Source organism: Methylobacterium hispanicum, from assembly GCF_022179285.1.
Taxonomy (GTDB): Bacteria; Pseudomonadota; Alphaproteobacteria; order Rhizobiales; family Beijerinckiaceae; genus Methylobacterium; species Methylobacterium hispanicum.
The window spans coordinates 25,989-42,434 of the sequence record NZ_BPQO01000023.1 but is presented as its reverse complement, the minus strand read 5'-3'; the positions used below and the strand labels follow the sequence as shown (position 1 = coordinate 42,434).

The window sequence follows — 16,446 nt, the reverse complement described above, 5'->3', positions numbered from 1 at the left end:
ACCGATGAAGCTTGAAGCAGCACTCCATTGCCTCGGCGGCACCCGCGTCATCTGGATCGATGACCATTTCAACGACACGCCGGCGCAGCTCGCGACGATGTTCATCGCCAACCTTGAGAAGGTTAAGGTCTCCGGCGTCCCGGAATTCGCTGACCTGCTCGAACGGGACGAGTTTGAGCCCGAGGCGACCGAGGGGCGCTTGGTGCAGGCGCTGACGGACATGCGCGAAGACCGCCGGGACGAGGTGAAGGCCATCTTCTTCGACGTCGAGAAGGCGGTCGAGGGATTCCCGGTCGACGAGCTCTCGACCGCAGCCGTGGAACGCGCCTGCTCCCTCCTAGCCATCGCCGACAAGGACCGGTGGACCTTCGACGGCGTCGAGCAAAAGATCCGGGACACCGTCAGAGAAGGCGACGGGAACGTCAGCTATATCGTCGACCTCAAGGAAAGCCGGGGCACGCGCTCGCTCGTCACGCGCGGCATGGACATCCTCAAGGTCCTGGCCACCGAGGGCTCCCGGGGCACGGCGTTCATCCTCACGCACGAGACCGTCATCGCCAACGAGGGCAAGACCGAGGTCGAGCTGAGGATGGGGCTGGAGCCCGACGAGGACATCCCCCTGTGCGTGATCTCCAAGCAGCGGCTCGCGGGCAGGGATCCAGACACGGAGGTCATGGAGGAGGCGTTCCGGGTCGCCATCAAGCGGGCGGGCCTGCGTCGCGGCGTCCACGAGGTCCTGACGAAGGCCGCACCGCAGGTGCCGAGATGGTTCGAGGACGCCCGCGGCAGGTTGCTCCGCATCCCTCCGGAAAGGCTCGACGCTCACGTCGTCGAGCGGGGATACGAGGAAGGCGTCTCCGAGCTTCACGTGCTTGAGAGAACCCTCACGGCCCACATGGCCCAGAAGATGCGCAGCATGTTCGCGACCGACGAGACTGTCCGCGCGAGCAGCGAACGCCTGCGCGCGCTGCGCGGCATCAAGCTCGCTCCCGTAGAGGCTCCCCCCGACGAAGACCTGGTCGCATTCCGCAACGCCGAGACGTGGGAGGAGGCCGATCTCATCAATGCCTCCTTCGCGCCCATCGCGTCGGGCGACGTCTTCGAGCTCGATCTCTCCGAGTTCTCCAACAAGCAAATGGCCAGGAAGCGCTTCGTGCTGATCGGGCAGGCCTGCGAGATCGGGCTGCGTCCGAACGGGAAGCGCGGAGCGCGCACCGGCATCCTGCTGCCGCTGAAGGCACCGCCCAAGCCGGGCGAGGAGAAGACCGGCGCCAAGCAATACGTCCTGCAGTGCACCCTGGACGGGGTCACTCCGGTCGTCGACCTGCGTAACCCGGCGACCGTGGACCTCTCGATCATGGATCTCGCCTCCTTCCGCAGCGACGGCGCGGTTCGCTTCGACAAGGGGCAGGCCTGCCCGGCCGGGCTCCTTCCGGGGCAGGTCCGCATCTACGGGGAGCGGACCGGCTGGCTGTCGGACTACGTCGCGGCCTGCGAGGACAAGGCGGCCCGGGCGGCGGCCGCGGTCGCCGCGGCGAAGGCTGCGGCACGCCCCAGGCCAGTCGCCGCGCCCGTGCCCGAGGCCGCCTTCGCGGTTCTCGCCGCGAACGCCGGGGATGCCGTTCCGGGCGCTCCCGCCGCCCCGCCGGTGGAACCGCCGCCCGCGACGCCGGACGCGGCGTCCGCCCTTGACGGGCCCGCTTCGGTCGAGGCGTCCCCCGCCGAGCCGCCGGCGGACCTGCGCGCCGAAATGGAAGCCGCCATCGAACGGCTTCGCGATGCCTATAAGGACCAGGCATCCACGCACGGCGCCGTCGCGCGGCGCCTGCTACTTGCCGTCGCGTCCCCGGACGATTTCAAGAACGTCGCCGTCGGCGGCTTCGAGCCTGCCAAGGCCGCGAAGGGACGGCCGCCGCACGTTCCCGCGCGGGTCACGTGGCGCCTGATCCGCTGTGGCCGCATCCGCGAGCCCTTCGCGGCCGACATCCTCTCGAACTACCTGGCATCCGTCGGGCGCAACGCGTTCGAGATCGATTTCGTCCTGACGGGCGGTGGGGCCGCGCCCGCCGCGGCGGCCAAGCCAGCGGGTCCGACGGCGGTGGCGTTGCCGGCACTAAGCCCAGCCCCAGCCCCAGCCGCCAGCAGCGGGGGCGAGGCCCCCGCTGAGGTTTAGGAACCGCCGAACTCGGCAGCCTACAGGCACCCGGCGCGGCCACTCCGGGCTGGAGGGGATGCGTCCCCCGCCCCGGACTAGGTTCGGGCGGCGCGACTCCGGCCGTCCAGCCTTGGGGAGGATGAGGCCCTGCATGGCGAGGCTCGGGTCCTGCCCGAGGCAGTCGCAGAACCAGAACAGGCACTCGAAGCCCAACCGGCGCAGGCGGTCCGGGCAGCGGCTCTTGATGTCGCTGAGGTCCCGGCGGAGCTGTGGCCGACATTGCCCATGCTGCCGCCGAGGGTCACGCGGATCTGCTCGGTGGTCATGCGCTAGACGATGGCGATGACATTCGCCATCGCGGCTCACGCGCTCAGGCTCGACGGCGAGCGGCGCTTGCGCGGGTCGTCCAGACTGAGGTCCAAACTAACGCCCAGGGCGGCGGTTTGTTCCATGCAGTAACGCTGCGCGCGCGATCCGGAGTCGCATAGGGGAGCGCAACAGGATCGTGCACGTCCGCGTCGCTTTGCGCGGTCGAAACCATGCAGACGTCGAGAGGACGGGACCGCCTAACCTTGGTAGCCCGTCCCCGGGGCGCGTCAGCCCCAGTAGCGGGCCGCGGCCTCCCACGACCATGGCGCGGGCGCCGGCAGGGCCAGCAGCCGCTCGCGCGCCCCGTCAAGGTCCTTGCCGGGCGGCCCGAGCGCAAGGATCACGAGGCTGTCCGCCCGCTCCCGGGCGTCGTCGTCCGGCTCGCCAGCGAGCAGTTGCCCGGCCGAGACGAGGGCGCGACGCGAGGCGCCACCCCGTTCGTCGTCCCAGGCCCCCAGGGCGGCGTACTCGCCGTCGCCGCGCCACCCTTTCAAGATCGCGCGAAGGGCAGCCTGGCCGGCGGCCGCAGCCGGCGGGGCCGGGAGCGGCGCGTGGTTCTCCGTCAGGTAGACCACGCGCCCGTAGCGGTACGGACGGCGACCGTGCGGGTTCACGGGACGGGCGCCGCCGTACCAGGCCTCAAGGGCTCGCTTGCGTGCAGCCTGGAGGGCGCGATGGCGAAGGAGGTCGTCGCTGACGTAGTTGATGACGAGGGCGCGGGTCATGCCGACACCTTCTCGGGAACAGAAACGCCCGCCGGGCCATAAGGCGCGCAGCGGGCGTTGTCGGGGAGGTAGGTGCCCTTCACCGTGACGCCACCAGTATAGACCTCCGCCTCGGGCGCCACAAGCGCGACGGTCGCCTCGCCGGAGGTATTTCCGCCCCTCACGCGTGAAGTACCCCGTGACGAACCATGTGAACGGCGCGGCTTGACCGGCTTGTCTGGGGCCGTGACCGTGCCGATGGCCTCGACGGCCTTGGCGTCACGCAGGGCGGTGTCGAGGTAGCGAGTGGTGACGCCGAGCCGGGCGGCGATGGCGGGGCGGTCAAGCCCCTCGTCGCGGCGAAGGCGTAGGGCCTCGGCCCCGACGGCGAGCCGGGCGCCCTGCTGGTCCGTGCGGGACCTGGCCCCCCGGGATCGGCGCAGGGTGGCTTGGCGGTCAGCGACGACGTCCCGCTTCCGCTCGGCGGTGACCAGAATGCGCAGGTCGGCGGCGCCCATCTCGGCCGGCTGGATCTTGAGGAGCTCGATCAGACGCTTCGGCCCCGGCCGGTAGCGGGGGTCGATCTCCTTCCCCAGCCAGAACTTGCGCTCGCCGTTTGCAGCGTCCCGGGCGGCCTTGCGGACGCCGCTGGTGCAGGCCAGGGCCTGCTCCTCGTCGAGCCCCCAGGCATGCGCCTGGTCGCGGACCCAACCGTCGAGGTCGCACGCCGGCATGACCCAGGCCTGCACCATCGTCGCCGCATAGGCCATCGTGGACCGGCCCGTGTCCTCGACCATCCGCTTCCCGTCGAACCGGTGGACACGCAGGCGCTCGACGTCGGCGGCAATGGCCCCCCAGTACGAGCGGCCGGTCAGGTGGCCGCCCACCCGCTCTCGCTTCTTGCGTGCCGGCGCGGCAGGGGCGGTCGTCGGGGCCACCTCCTCCTCCCGCCGGGCCCGGTCACGCCCGGCCTGCTTAGCGGCCCGCTTGGCGATGCCGTCGAGCTTCTCGACGACGAACAACTTCGCCTTGCGGCGCGAGATCGGCATGACGGCGGCGGCGAGCTCGTCGAACGTCCCCCGGCGGACGTCGGCGGTGTAGTACGGCCACATCATAAAGGCCGGGGCCTTGGCATTGGGATTGTAGCTGCCCGAGTACCGATAGAGGTGCGTCGGCGACATCCCGGTGGCGTCGTGACCGAGGTCCGCGAACGCGCGGTTCAGGGTGCGCTGGACGGCGCGCCACCGGGGCAGGACCTCGCGGGGCGCCACCTCGTAGAGCCACACGATGAGCATGCCCCTTCCGGACGACATGACGTAGCTCGGAGCCGGCCAGCCCTTCTCCTCGCAGCGGCGTAGGACGATGTCGAGCACGTCGTCCTTGGACAGCCCCGCGAGGCCCTGGACGCCGTAGTAGTCGAGGTCGATCCAGTTGGCGCAGATCGAGGTGACGTTGGCGTCCGACGCTTCTGGGACGGCCCCGCCCGGCTTCGGGTAGGGGAACGTGCAGAAGGTATGGAAGCTGAGCGCCTTGAGGGCGCTCACGACCGAGGCGTGCCCGTCGCGGATGCGCTTCACGCTGAACCGGCGCTCGCGGAACACGTACTTCGCCTTCCGGCCGATGCCGATGTTCACCCGGGCAGCGATGCGGATGACGCCGTGGCTACCGACGGAATGGATGAAGCGGAGGTAGTCGAGGGCAGTGAAGTCGCGGGTCTCGGATGGCATGGCGCGGGCGGGCCATGCCTCCGGGGGCACGGCATGGCCCCGGATCTCGTTAAGAGTGGTCACGGTGGTCTCCGGTTGGGGGACCTCGTCGGGGGCACCTCTGCACCGACAAGGACCGGGTTTAGGGGATGTTCAGGAGCGACAGCCCGACTACGGGCACGACAAGGATTGACCTCGACTACGAGAAGGTCAACGGCCCTCGAACGTCCATGATTAACGCCAGGACCGGAATTTAATACTTGCCCGTAGGTGGCGCGGAAACGGGGTCTACGCGTTGCCTCGATTAGCGCCCGTGTCCCACAGGGGATAAGCGAACACCCTGGCCAGGCGGGCTTCGCTGTGCCTTTCAGGCCCATATCGGGTTTTGCCACCAACCCGGGGCTGATCGATTGCGACCTCCCTCTATGGCCCCTGCGGGGCCGGGGGGGGCGTTGTCCGTTACGAATTGTGTGAAATGGGCGCGTTTCCCTCTGCGAACCGTGTGGACCGGTTGCGCGCGGGAAAGGCCGTCCGATCCTCGAACCACCCCTGGCGGCTTGCTGGCCGGACTGGCACGCTTCCGCCATGACCGACATCGTCCGTTCCCGTGAGACGTCCGCCGCCCGCCGTCGCGTCGCCGCCGCCGACCGTTCACGTGAATGGCGCGAGCGCCAGCGTGAGACCGAGGCTGCCCGTGTCGCAGAGCTCAACACCCTGAAGGCCGAGGTCGCCTCCCTACGGGCCGAGCGCGACCGGCTGCTGGCGGCCCTCGGGCACGCTAGTGGCGTCTCAGGAATTGACGAGGACCTGGCGCGGGCCGTCGTCAAGATGGCTGGGCTGCGCCGGTCCGCTGCCGGCCCGCTCTCTATCGCCCATGCTCAGGTCGCCACCGCCGACATCATCGCCGTCGCCGCATACATCCGCTGCGGCGGCCGGTCCGCGGGGCAGGTAGCCTACGACGCAGCCCGGCGCCGCGTCCTAGAGCGCCTCCAGCAGTTCCTCCCGCCCCCAGGCGAGGCGTAAAGACATCGCCAATGGAGGGTGGCGCATGATGCTCGGGTTCCTGAAGGAGCCGCCGCCGTTTTTCGGCGCCGTCGTCCTGCCGAGGTCGGCCATCATCGGCCGGCCGCGTCGTTCGTCGGGATGCCGGGAAGCGGACAGTGCGGCATTCGGGGCGGATGTTCGCATGCCGCCTGGTCGGCTATGCGCCATAAGCGGCCCTTCCAACAGAGTCGCTGGAATGGCTGCTTAGCCTTCGAAACCTGCCATTGGCATGGAATAGCAGGTCGCGGCGACCACAACGTCCTCATTTGGGAGAACGGACGGTTCGGTCCGCGCGAACGCTCCCGGTTTCGGTGCGGCATCCGTCCAGCAAACAGATGGCGGACTGCATCGGCTTGGTGGCCTTGCGCGTTGCAGGTGCCTATCCCACGGCGACCGGCCCCGATCAGGCCGCCGTTAGCCGGAGACGAAACATGAGCGATGGCTACCCCTCGATGACGGCCCTCCTGGGCCTGCTTGCTGTCGCCGGCTATCAGAACCGGGACAAGCTCGCGGAAATGCTGGGCGGAGCCGGCCAGGCTACGCCGGCACCGGCTGGCACCGGCGTGGCACCTGGCGGCCCGGGCGCGGGGCTTGGCGGCATCCTCGGCGGTCTGCTCGGCAACCAGCGGGGCCAAGCCCCCGGCGGCTTCCTGCACAGCGGCCTCGGCGAGATGCTTGAGCGCTTCCACCAGGCTGGCCACGGGCCGACCGCGCAATCCTGGGTCGCCCAGGGGCCGAACCAGGAGCTTCCGCCGCAGCACCTTGAGCAGGCCATCGGGCCGGACGTCCTCGCGACCCTGACCCAGCGCACCGGCCTGTCCCGCGAGGAGCTCCTGTCACGGCTGTCCCGGGAGCTTCCCCAGGCCGTCGACCGCTACACGCCGGACGGCCGGATGCCGGCCTAGCCGAGCGCCTGTCGGTCAGGCACGCCCGATCCAGCCGCGCCACGTGAGGGCGGCGAAGAAGAGTTCGACGTCCCGGAAGACGCCTGCAGCACGACGGCGTCCGCCTCGGGAGCGAGTAGGTGCAGGTGAGTCTCCACGGCGACCCGCGCCTTCGCCGCCTGGTCGCGGTCGGCGCCAGAGGCGACCGCGAATGCCTCGTACCGCGCGAGCCACGGCGAACGGCTGCCCTCCTGCGGGAAGCTCGCATGAGCCGCCACGAACCGTTCGCCCGGCTTCAAGCGCCGGCGGATGGGGCGGACGGTGTCCTCGCAGTCCGCTGAGTCGAGGAAGTACAGGGTGAGGGGACGGGCGCCACATCAAAGGGGCCGACGGGCGCATCGTCGATGTAACCCTGGAAGAGGGTGACATCCTGTACTGGCGCTTCCGCAGGAATGGCTGGCTCTAACACGGCCCGTGGGCGCGCTGAACCGCTCACAAGTGACCTGCCGCAAAGCCGCTCGGGCATGCGGCTCAACGTGAGGCCCAGCGGTCGTGCACGAGCCGTGCGACCAAGCCGCGAAGAGCCGCGCACGCCGTCAGATGTCGATCCGCGCTCCGATCTCGACGGCCCGGTCCACCGGGATGCGGAAGTAGCGTGAGGCATCGGTCGCCGCGCGCGCCATGGCGATGTAGAGGCGGTCCTGCCAGACCGGCATGCCCGTCTCCGGCGAGGGCACCAGGACCCGCCGCGTCAGGAAGTAGGAGAGGTTGCCTGCGTCGAAGCCGGCGCCGGCCAGGGCGCGGGGCAGGTCGGGCAGTTCCATGAAGCCGAAGCGCACGGTCACGCAGGTGAAGACATCCGAGAGCGGCTTCACCGCGACGCGCTCACCCTCAGGCACCCGTGGCATGTCGTCGGTGACCACGTGCAGGATGACGTTGCGGGCATGCAGCACGTGGTTGTGCTTCACGTTGTGCATCAGGGCCCCGGGCGTGTCCCCCGGCGAGCCGGTCAGGAACAGGGCCGTGCCCGGCGCCCGCAGCAGCGAACCGGCCTCGGCCATCCGCTCGAAGTCGGACAAGGGCACTCGCCGCCGGTGGATCTCCGCGGCGACGAGGGCCGAGCCGCGCCGCCACGTCCACATCGCCGTGACAAGGGCCGCCCCGATGGTCAGGGGCACCCAGCCGCCGTGGAGCAGCTTCAGCGCGTTGGCGGACAGGAACACCAGCTCGATCAGCAGGAACGGAGCGATGACCGCGACCGCCAGCACGGGCGACCAGCGCCAAGCCTTCCAGGCCACGACGAAGAGCAGAACCGCCGTGATGACCATGTCGCCGGTCACGGCGATTCCGTAGGCCGCCGCCAGTGCGCTTGACGACTTGAACAGCACCACCAGAAACACGACCGCCACGAGCAACCACCAGTTCACTCGCGGGATGTAGATCTGTCCCTTCTCCGTCTCGGAGGTGCGCTGGACCCGCATGCGCGGCAGCAGGCCGAGCTGCATGGCCTGCTGCGTGATCGAGAAGGTGCCGGTGATGACGGCCTGGCTCGCGATGACGGTCGCCACGGTGGCTAGCAGCACCATCGGTAGCAGGGCCCAGGACGGGTAGAGTAGGAAGAAAGGGTTCTCGATGCGCTCGGGGTGGGCGAGCAGCATAGCGCCCTGGCCGAGATAGTTCAGGGCGAGCGCCGGCAGGATGAGGCCGAACCAGGCCGCCCGGATCGGCGAGCGGCCGAAATGGCCCATGTCGGCGTAGAGCGCCTCGGCCCCGGTCACGGCGAGGAACACGGCGCCGAGCGCCAGCAGGCCGGCCGTGCCATGGTTGAGCAGGAAGCTCATTCCGTATGCCGGGTTGAAGGCCGCCAGGATACTTAGGTCGTCGGCGAGATGGCCCAGGCCGCCGAGTGCCATGACGACGAACCAGAACGCCGTGATCGGCCCGAAGAACGTCGCCACCCGCGCCGTGCCATGGCTCTGGACCGCGAACAGGCCGATGAGGATGGCAAGGCTGAGCGGCAGCACGTACGGCTCGAAGGCCGGGGTGACGAGCTTGAGACCCTCGACGGCGGACAGCACCGAGATGGCCGGGGTGATGATGGCATCACCGTAGAACAGGGCGACGCCGACCATGCCGAGCACGATGACTGGCCCGCCGGCATGGCCCAGCGCCCGCTGGGCGAGCGCCACCAGGGACGGGGTGCCGCCCTCGCCCTTGTTGTCTGCCCGCATGACCAGGAGAACGTACTTCAGCGTCACGATGAGGATGAGCGCCCATAGGATCAGCGAGACGACGCCGAAGATCATGTCGCGCGTCGGGGCGTGCCCTCCGCCCGCGGCGGCGTGCAGGGATTCCTTTAGCGCGTAGAGCGGGCTGGTCCCGATGTCGCCGTAGACCATACCCACGGAGCCGAGGGTCAGCGCCCAGAAGCCGGTCTTCGCGCCATGGCCCGCATCGGCCGGCAGGGGCGTCCGCTCCGTCGGGAACCCGGCCGTGGCAGGTGCTGGCATCTACGGCTTCCTCCGCCCGCGAATTGAGGCCCCTAGGCCTCAGGGCCTAGAACGGGCGAGACGTGGGGAACGTTCGCGCCAGCCGGGACGAACAAGGCGCCCCCGGACGCGTCGAGGTACGGTTCGGGGACCCCGCGCCGGCAGGCAAGGCCTGCCGGCGCCCAGGTGGCCTCCCCATCCGCGAGCGTCTGGTCCCGCTGCGGTGGGACCCGACGCTCGCGGATGGGGTTTGCCTTCCGGGGAGCCGCAAAGGCGAGTGCCCCATGCCGGTCTTCTTCTTCGACGTGTGCGCCCGCGGGCGCCTGGAAGCCGACGAGGCCGGGCTCGAACTCGCGAACGCCGAGGCTGCCTACCTTGAGGCGTGCGCCGCCATCCCGGGGCTGACGGCCGAGCTCCTGCGCGCCGGGGACGAGCCGCGCGGGTGCGCTTTCGTCGTGGCCAACGAGGCGGGACGGATCCTGTTCGGGGTCCCGTTCCACGAGAGCCAAGGCGGACCCAGCCCTTAGGTCCCACCACTCCCGACGGCTTGGTCCACCCTCACCCCGACTTGTGTGCCGAGCCGGTTGGAGACCTCCACGACGACGGGCGCGCCGCAGGCGGCCATGAGGTCGCGCAGCATGCCGACGCTCTCCTCGGCCTCGGCCAACGACGTCAAGCCCGCGTGGCGGAAGACCTTGCCGGAGGCGAGCACCGCGATGACCGCGAACCGGCCGTCAGGCATGCCGACGATGCGGCATTCGACCGGCTTGGCCATGACGCGCGGCTCCTCGGCTCAGGTCGTCAGGCGGCGGGTGTTGGCGGCGACCAACTCCCGGTAACGGGCGACGACCTCGTCGTGCGATCCGCCCGCCAGCAACGTGTTGGCGGCCTCCATCGCGGCCACGACCTTCTCGCCGACCATCGAGACCATCTCGGCCTGGGCCTCCGCCCCGCCCCAGGCGATCCGGACCAGCCGCAGCTCGATGACCCGCTGCGCCTCGACGGCGAGCAGGAACGCGGCACAGAAGGGGTTCAACATAAGGGCTCCGGTATGGTCGGCGGATCCTGTAACGCACCAAGCGCGGGTGCGGTGCCGTCGGACGGCTACGCAGGGCCCTCGGGAATGCCGCGGTCCGCTCGGAAGGATCCTCCGCATCGCAGGTACCCTTCGTTAGCCACGACGGAGTTAAAGGGCCAGGAACGGATTCGACGGAAAGCACCCGTCAGCGTCTCGCGTCTTATCAACCAAGCAACGACGACGAAGCTCGGGAGAGCCGCTGATGGTCCTGCCTTCACGCCTCGCGCGCCTGCTCCGCTCCACCCATACCTGGATCGGGTTGGGCGTGCTCGCGCCGCTCGGCATGCTAATGGTGTCGGGACTGATGCTGCTCGACCTGCGCCAGGACGCCTGGGACAAGGCCGAGCAGACATCGAGGAACTTGCTCCAGGTCATCGAGCGCGACATCGCCCGGAACGTCGAGGTCATCGACCTCACTCTCCGGGCCATGCAGGACAACATGCGGATGCCGGGTCTCGCCAAGCTCGACCCGGACATGCGCCAGCTCGTGCTGTTCGACCGGGCCACGGGCGCGCGCGACCTGGGGGTCATGTTCGTCCTTGACGAGAACGGCGACGTCGTCGAGGACGCGGCGGCCTCGCCACCGCGCAAGGGCAACTACGCCGACCGCGACTACTTCCAGGCGCACAAGGCCAACGGGCATCTCGGCCTGTACGTCGGCCGCCCCATCGTCTCGCGCCTGACCGGCGAGCGCATGGTCAACTTCAGCCGGCGCATCGACAAGCCCGACGGCTCATTCGGCGGGTTGGTCCTGGGCAGCCTAAAACTCACCTACTTCGCCCGCCTCTTCGACCAGATCGGCCTTGGGCAAGAGGGCGCGATCAACCTCTACCTGCGCGACGGCACGCGCATCACCCGCCACCCCTACCTTGAGGCCGACGTCGGCGTGAACATCGCCGGGTCCCGGACCTTCGACCGATTCGCACGGGAGGGCGCCGGGAAGTTCGTCGAGACCTCCGTCCGCGACGGCGTCCGGCGCCTCTACACGTTCAGCCAGGTTGGCGACCTCCCCCTGATCCTGAACGTGGCGCTCGCCGTCGACGAGGTCGAGGCCGGGTGGCGGGCGAAGGCCGTCTCGATCGGGACCGTTGTGCTCCTGCTGTGCGGCCTCACCGTCGTGCTGTCCCTCCTGTTCGGACGCGAGCTCCGCCACCGTGCCGCCATGCAGGCCGAACTTGCCCGGTTGTCGCTCACCGACGCGCTGACGGGACTGCCGAACCGGCGCCGCTTCGAGGAGGCGTTCGAGGCGGCCTGGGACCGCGCGCGACGCACCGGCAAGCCGCTCTCGCTGCTCGTCGTCGATGCGGACCACTTCAAGCGCTACAACGACCGCTACGGCCACGCGGTGGGCGACGAGGTACTGAAGGGGCTCGCCCAATGCCTTTCCGCCGGCGTGCACCGGCCGGACGACCTCGTTGCGCGCGTCGGCGGGGAGGAGTTCGCGATCCTGTTGCCCGACACCGACCAGGACGGCGCCATGCGCATCGCCAGCAAGGTGCACGAGGCGGTCGCGACGGTCTCGGTGCCCTCGGCAGGCATCGCGGCGGGCGCTGTGACGGTGAGCATCGGCCTCACGACAGGCCATGGCTCAGCGAGCGAGCGGGCGGAGGCGCTGTACCGGGCGGCCGACGCGGCGTTGTACGAGGCGAAGGCGGCGGGCCGCAACCAAACCCGCTGTGCCCCCGGCAGCGAGAAAGGCAACCTGAGGGCTCCAGTGCTTCGTCTCGTCGGGGCCCATCGCGGGCAGGCCTGAGGCAAACGCCGACGATGTCCTCGAAAGCGCGTGGCAGTTCCCCGAGTGGAGGTCCCGAACGGTCCAGATGGTCCCGCAGGCAAAGGGCGGCCAGCGTGATGGGCTTACTGCCCTAGGTCTTGTGGTCTGCGTACCCGTCGCTCGGCCTTAGGGGTGACCTACAGCGTGTCCGCGAAGCGGGACCGGCCGTGCGTGGCTCCCGCCTTATCGGTCCCGGGTCTGGCCCTTGGGATCGCACTCGGCGGCAAGGTTTAGCCGAATGGTGCAGAGCTGCGCGCCCGCCTCGTCACGGACGTAGGCCACGAACGCGCGCTTGCCGTCCGGGGGCGGCGCCTCCCGGCCGATGTCCGGCAACGCCGCAATCGCTGCGTCGCGCGCGGCCTGCAGGCTCTCGTAGTCCTGGCCTTCATCGTCCCGCAGCCACAGTTCACCGTCCTGGAAATCGAGGAAGTAGCGGGGCATCGCGTCGCGGGGCTTGAGAGACCGGTCAATACGAACCTAGAAACCCTTCAGCCGCCGATGGTTGCATGTGTTAACGCGCGCATCCGACGGCCCGCGCCAAGCCGATGAGAAATGCCGGTCTTCCGCCCTTTTGTGCACTTGTGAACTGACAGCGAATCGAGCGTCGCTGTAAGAATAGGTCCAGGCCAACCCGGTACGACGCTCCGCCGCTGATCCATGCCCTCAGACGTCGACGACCTGCTCAGCGGCAACCTCCTCCTCGGCGCCTTGCGCTTGCCCGACCAGGCGCTGCTTCGGCCGCACCTGGAACTGAGGGAGTACCGACGCGGCGAGGCGCTGTTCGACGCAGGCGATGACGTCGGCCACATCACCTTCCCGCTCGGTCAGTGCGTGGCCGCCCTCCTCATCGGGCTCAGCGACGGACGCGCCGTCGAGACGGCCACGGTCGGGCGCGAGGGGGCGGTCGGCGGCGTCGTCAGCCAGGGCTCCCTGCCGGCCTTTAGCCGGGCCGTCGTCCAGATTCCCGGCTCGGTGCTGCGCATCGAGGCGCCGGTGCTGCAGCAGATCAAGCAGACGTCCCCGGGCCTGCGTAACCTGATCACCCGCTACTCCGACTGCCTGCTTGCCCAGGTGCTCCAGTCGGTGGCCTGCAACGCCAGCCACACCATCGAGGCGCGCTGCGCCCGGTGGTTGCTGGGTTTGCAGGACCGTCTCGGCAGCGACGTCCTGCCGGTCACCCACGAGGTGCTGGCCGAACTCCTGGGCGTGCAACGCTCCTACCTGACGCGGACGCTGCGGACCCTGCAGCAGCAAGGGCTGATCCAGGCCCGGCGCGGGCGCATCATCATCCTGAGCCGCCCAGCGGTCGAGGAGACCGCCTGCGAGTGCCACGGCGCGGTCAAGCGCCACTTCGAGACCGTGCTGGGTGCCGTCTACAACGCCTCCGGTACGCTGGTGTCCCTGAGACCCGCGCCAGTGGGTGAGAAGCCGATGTGCCAGGCCGTCTGAGAGGGCGCCGCGCGGATGGAACAGAATACGGTCCCCGGACGTGACCACGCCATGGGGCAGCCCAGCCAAACGACGAACGAGTTCGCGCGCCTGCAGGCGCTCGCCGGCTACGACATCCTCGACACGCCTCGCGAACGGGAGTTCGACGACGTCGCCGACCTGGCGGCCGAGATCTGCGGCACGGCCATCGCGGTGGTGAACTTCATCGGCGACGGGCGGCAGTTCTTCAAGGCCGAGGTGGGACTCGGGGTGCGCGAGACACCGCTTGAGACCTCGTTCTGCCGGCAAGCCATCCTGCAGAGCGATTTCCTCTACGTGCCGGACGCGGCCCGGGACCCGCGCTTCGCCTGCAACCCCCTGGTGACAGGCGAGCCCGGCCTGCGCTTCTACGCCGGCGCCCTGCTCAAGACTGAAGACGGGCATCCGGTCGGTACGGTCTGCGTGCTCGACACCCGGCCGCGCGAACTTACGGAGCGGCAGCAGGCCGGCCTGCGGCGCCTTGCCCGCCAGACCATGGCACTGTTGGAGGCGCGCCGGAACGCCCGCGCCCAGCAGATCCAGAAGGAGCTGCAGGAGCGTATCCTCGACAGCGCGACGGACTACGCCATCATCGCCATGAACCGGAGCGGGCGGGTCACCCGCTGGAGCGCCGGCGCCGAGCGCGTCCTCGGCTGGCGCGAGGAGGAGATGCTGGGCGACCCGGCTCACGTGTTCTTCACCCCCGAGGACCGCGAGGCGGGTCAACCCGAGATCGAGATGGAGCTGGCGCTGAAGGAGGGCTTCGCGCCCGACGAGCGTTGGCACCTGCGCAAGGGCGGCGAGCGGTTCTGGGCCAACGGAGAGCTCATGCCGCTGAAGGGCGCGGACGGCACGGTCCAAGGTTTCGTCAAGATCCTGCGTGACCGCACAAGGCAGCGCGCGGAAGCGGCGGAGCGCAGCGCGAGCGAGCTGCGCTTCCGCTCGCTCGTCGAGGTCAGCCCACAGGTGGTCTGGTTCGGCAACGCCGCCGGCGACATCACCTACTGCAACCCGACCTGGTACGCGTACACCGGCCTCACCCCGGGCGACACCGGCGGCGACGGCTGGGCTGGCGTGATCCATCCGGAGCACCGTGAGCAGGTGCTCGGCGTGTGGAAGCAGGCGGTCGCCACGCAGGGACCCTACGAGGTCGAGATCCCGTTTCGCCGAGCCTCCGACGGTGCGTACCGCTGGTTCCTCGCGCGCGGCAAACCCGTTCGCGGCGAGGGCGGTCGGGTCGAGAGCTGGATCGGCATCGCCATCGACATCCATGACCGCCGGCAGGCCGAGGACGACCTGCGGCAGGCACGCGAGCAGCTGCGGCTCGCCGTCGATGCGACCGGCACCGGCGTGTTCGACTACGACTTGGTCGCGGACGAGTTGAAGTGGGACGCCCGCATCCTCTCCTTCTATGGCTTGCCGCCGGACGCCCCGGTCGACCTGAACGTGCACTTGGCCCGCGTGCACCCGGACGACTTGGCAAGGGCGGACGAGGCGGTGCGCGCCGCAGTCGACCCGGACGGCGACGGCGTCTACGACGTCACGTACCGCACGGTAGCCCCGGAGGACGGGACCGAGCGCTGGGTGTCCGCGAAGGGCCAGACCCTGTTCGACGACGGTCGGCCGGTGCGCCTCATCGGCTTCGCGCGCGACGTTACCGAGGGCCGGCGGGCCGAGCAGGTCCTGCGCGAGACCGAGGAGCGCTACCGGCTTGTCTCGCGCGCGACCAACGATGCGATCTGGGACTGGAACCTCGCCGCCAACCACTTGCTCTGGAACGAGGCGCTCCAGACCGCCCACGGCCACCGGCCCGAGGACGTGGAACCCACCGGCGACTGGTGGATCGGCCATATCCATCCCGAGGACCGCGCCCGCATCCACGCCACCATCCATGCCGTCATCGACGGCACCGGCACGGTCTGGACCGACGAGTACCGCTTCCTGCGTGCCGACGGCTCCTACGCCGACATCCTGGACCGCGGCTACGTCATCCGGGGCGAAGGCGGTCGGGCGGTGCGCATGATCGGCGCCATGTTCGACATCACCGAGCGGAAGCGGGCCGAGGAGCGCCAGCGCCTTCTCGCCGGCGAGCTGCAGCACCGGGTCAAGAACACGCTCGCTCTGGTGCAGGCCATCGCAAGCCAGACCCTGCGAGGAGCCAACGACGTCAACGAGATGCGGGAAGCGTTCGCCGCGCGCCTGATATCCCTCGGGCGCGCTCACGACATCCTGACACAGGCGAACTGGACCGAGGCGCCCATCGGCGAGGTGGCCGAGGGCGCGCTCTCGGTGCACCGCCAGGCCGAAGCCTCGCGCATCCGCATCAGCGGGCCCAACGTGCTCCTCTCCGCCAAGACCGCGCTCTCGCTGGCGCTGGCGCTGCACGAGCTCGCGACCAACGCCGCCAAGTACGGAGCCCTCTCGAACGAGGGCGGCATGGTCGACCTGCGCTGGCTCGTGGTGCACGCGGGCGACGGGCCCCGCTTCTGCCTGACGTGGTCCGAGCAGGGCGGCCCACCCATCCTGAGCCCGCCGGTTCGCCGCGGCTTCGGTTCGCGCCTGATCGAGCGCAGCTTTGCGGCCGAGGTCGGCGGCGAGGTCCGTTTGACCTACGCGCCGACCGGTATCGTCTGCCGCCTTGAGGCGCCGCTCGCCTCCATGCAGGAGCGGCGGGACGAGGCCGTGGCATGATGGTCCGGAGCTGGGGGCAGCCTCAACGATCCCGCAATCGCATGCCATGCCGCGTCCGGCGGGACGCGAGCGCGCAAGGGACCTT

General features: G+C 69.7%; 13 protein-coding genes. 7 read left to right on the top strand and 6 right to left on the bottom strand.

The window, feature by feature from the left end; genetic code table 11:
* Positions 1–4: 4 nt before the first annotated feature.
* Positions 5–2,173 (top strand): hypothetical protein, encoded by a 2,169-nt coding sequence (locus tag MFF56_RS22620; protein WP_238231211.1) that lies wholly within the window; start codon positions 5–7, stop codon positions 2,171–2,173.
* Positions 2,174–2,751: 578 nt separating this feature from the next.
* Here MFF56_RS22620 and MFF56_RS22615 read toward each other — a convergent pair.
* Positions 2,752–3,249, bottom strand: a complete 498-nt coding sequence (locus MFF56_RS22615; protein WP_238231209.1) for a hypothetical protein — start codon at positions 3,247–3,249, stop codon at positions 2,752–2,754.
* Positions 3,246–5,018: a hypothetical protein gene (locus tag MFF56_RS22610; RefSeq protein ID WP_238231208.1), complete on the bottom strand. Its 1,773-nt coding sequence runs from the start codon at positions 5,016–5,018 to the stop codon at positions 3,246–3,248. Before MFF56_RS22610 ends, MFF56_RS22615 begins: the two co-directional genes overlap by 4 nt.
* Positions 5,019–5,519: 501 nt before the next feature.
* Here MFF56_RS22610 and MFF56_RS22605 point away from each other — a divergent pair.
* Together MFF56_RS22605 and MFF56_RS22600 are read left to right on the top strand one after the other, a co-directional pair.
* A complete protein-coding gene (locus MFF56_RS22605) occupies positions 5,520–5,957 on the top strand; it encodes a hypothetical protein (RefSeq protein WP_238231205.1) in 438 nt (145 codons plus the stop codon).
* 452 nt (positions 5,958–6,409) lie between these two features.
* Positions 6,410–6,883 (top strand): YidB family protein, encoded by a 474-nt coding sequence (locus MFF56_RS22600; protein WP_238231203.1) that lies wholly within the window; start codon positions 6,410–6,412, stop codon positions 6,881–6,883.
* Positions 6,884–7,458: 575 nt separating this feature from the next.
* Here MFF56_RS22600 and MFF56_RS22595 read toward each other — a convergent pair.
* Positions 7,459–9,372: a potassium transporter Kup gene (locus tag MFF56_RS22595; protein WP_012452132.1), complete on the bottom strand. Its 1,914-nt coding sequence runs from the start codon at positions 9,370–9,372 to the stop codon at positions 7,459–7,461.
* Positions 9,373–9,635: 263 nt separating this feature from the next.
* Here MFF56_RS22595 and MFF56_RS22590 point away from each other — a divergent pair, with 263 nt between their 5' ends.
* Positions 9,636–9,878, top strand: coding sequence for a DUF6894 family protein (locus tag MFF56_RS22590; RefSeq protein WP_012452131.1), 243 nt, complete (start codon positions 9,636–9,638; stop codon positions 9,876–9,878).
* Here the strand turns inward: MFF56_RS22590 and MFF56_RS22585 are convergent.
* Positions 9,875–10,126 carry a hypothetical protein gene (locus tag MFF56_RS22585; protein WP_012452130.1) on the bottom strand — a complete coding sequence of 84 codons (252 nt, stop codon included), beginning with the start codon at positions 10,124–10,126 and terminating at the stop codon, positions 9,875–9,877. The two genes, MFF56_RS22590 and MFF56_RS22585, sit on opposite strands and share 4 nt — an antisense overlap.
* Before the next feature lie 18 nt (positions 10,127–10,144).
* Positions 10,145–10,390 (bottom strand): hypothetical protein, encoded by a 246-nt coding sequence (locus MFF56_RS22580; protein WP_012452129.1) that lies wholly within the window; start codon positions 10,388–10,390, stop codon positions 10,145–10,147.
* Positions 10,391–10,631: 241 nt separating this feature from the next.
* On the opposite strand from MFF56_RS22580, the gene MFF56_RS22575 reads away from it, so the two are divergent.
* On the top strand, positions 10,632–12,182 hold the full coding sequence (locus tag MFF56_RS22575; protein WP_012452128.1) for a sensor domain-containing diguanylate cyclase: 1,551 nt from the start codon (positions 10,632–10,634) through the stop codon (positions 12,180–12,182).
* A gap of 204 nt (positions 12,183–12,386) precedes the next feature.
* On the opposite strand, the gene MFF56_RS22570 is transcribed toward MFF56_RS22575, so the two are convergent.
* A complete protein-coding gene (locus MFF56_RS22570) occupies positions 12,387–12,644 on the bottom strand; it encodes a DUF6894 family protein (RefSeq protein ID WP_012452127.1) in 258 nt (85 codons plus the stop codon).
* Positions 12,645–12,860: 216 nt separating this feature from the next.
* On the opposite strand from MFF56_RS22570, the gene MFF56_RS22565 reads away from it, so the two are divergent.
* Together MFF56_RS22565 and MFF56_RS22560 are read left to right on the top strand one after the other, a co-directional pair.
* On the top strand, positions 12,861–13,652 hold the full coding sequence (locus MFF56_RS22565) for a Crp/Fnr family transcriptional regulator (protein ID WP_238231201.1): 792 nt from the start codon (positions 12,861–12,863) through the stop codon (positions 13,650–13,652).
* A gap of 51 nt (positions 13,653–13,703) precedes the next feature.
* Positions 13,704–16,361, top strand: a complete 2,658-nt coding sequence (locus MFF56_RS22560; protein ID WP_238231199.1) for a PAS domain-containing protein — start codon at positions 13,704–13,706, stop codon at positions 16,359–16,361.
* Positions 16,362–16,446 lie beyond the last annotated feature (85 nt).

Bases quoted from the DNA above. Each gene is read 5' to 3' on its own strand.
- MFF56_RS22565 (WP_238231201.1), top strand. From the start codon at position 12,861: ATGCCCTCAGACGTCGACGACCTGCTCAGCGGCAACCTCCTCCTCGGC.
- MFF56_RS22560 (WP_238231199.1), top strand. From the start codon at position 13,704: ATGGGGCAGCCCAGCCAAACGACGAACGAGTTCGCGCGCCTGCAGGCG.
- MFF56_RS22605 (WP_238231205.1), top strand. From the start codon at position 5,520: ATGACCGACATCGTCCGTTCCCGTGAGACGTCCGCCGCCCGCCGTCGC.
- MFF56_RS22585 (WP_012452130.1), bottom strand. From the start codon at position 10,126: ATGGCCAAGCCGGTCGAATGCCGCATCGTCGGCATGCCTGACGGCCGG.
- MFF56_RS22570 (WP_012452127.1), bottom strand. From the start codon at position 12,644: ATGCCCCGCTACTTCCTCGATTTCCAGGACGGTGAACTGTGGCTGCGG.
- MFF56_RS22620 (WP_238231211.1), top strand. From the start codon at position 5: ATGAAGCTTGAAGCAGCACTCCATTGCCTCGGCGGCACCCGCGTCATC.
- MFF56_RS22580 (WP_012452129.1), bottom strand. From the start codon at position 10,390: ATGTTGAACCCCTTCTGTGCCGCGTTCCTGCTCGCCGTCGAGGCGCAG.
- MFF56_RS22575 (WP_012452128.1), top strand. From the start codon at position 10,632: ATGGTCCTGCCTTCACGCCTCGCGCGCCTGCTCCGCTCCACCCATACC.
- MFF56_RS22590 (WP_012452131.1), top strand. From the start codon at position 9,636: ATGCCGGTCTTCTTCTTCGACGTGTGCGCCCGCGGGCGCCTGGAAGCC.
- MFF56_RS22615 (WP_238231209.1), bottom strand. From the start codon at position 3,249: ATGACCCGCGCCCTCGTCATCAACTACGTCAGCGACGACCTCCTTCGC.
- MFF56_RS22595 (WP_012452132.1), bottom strand. From the start codon at position 9,372: ATGCCAGCACCTGCCACGGCCGGGTTCCCGACGGAGCGGACGCCCCTG.
- MFF56_RS22600 (WP_238231203.1), top strand. From the start codon at position 6,410: ATGAGCGATGGCTACCCCTCGATGACGGCCCTCCTGGGCCTGCTTGCT.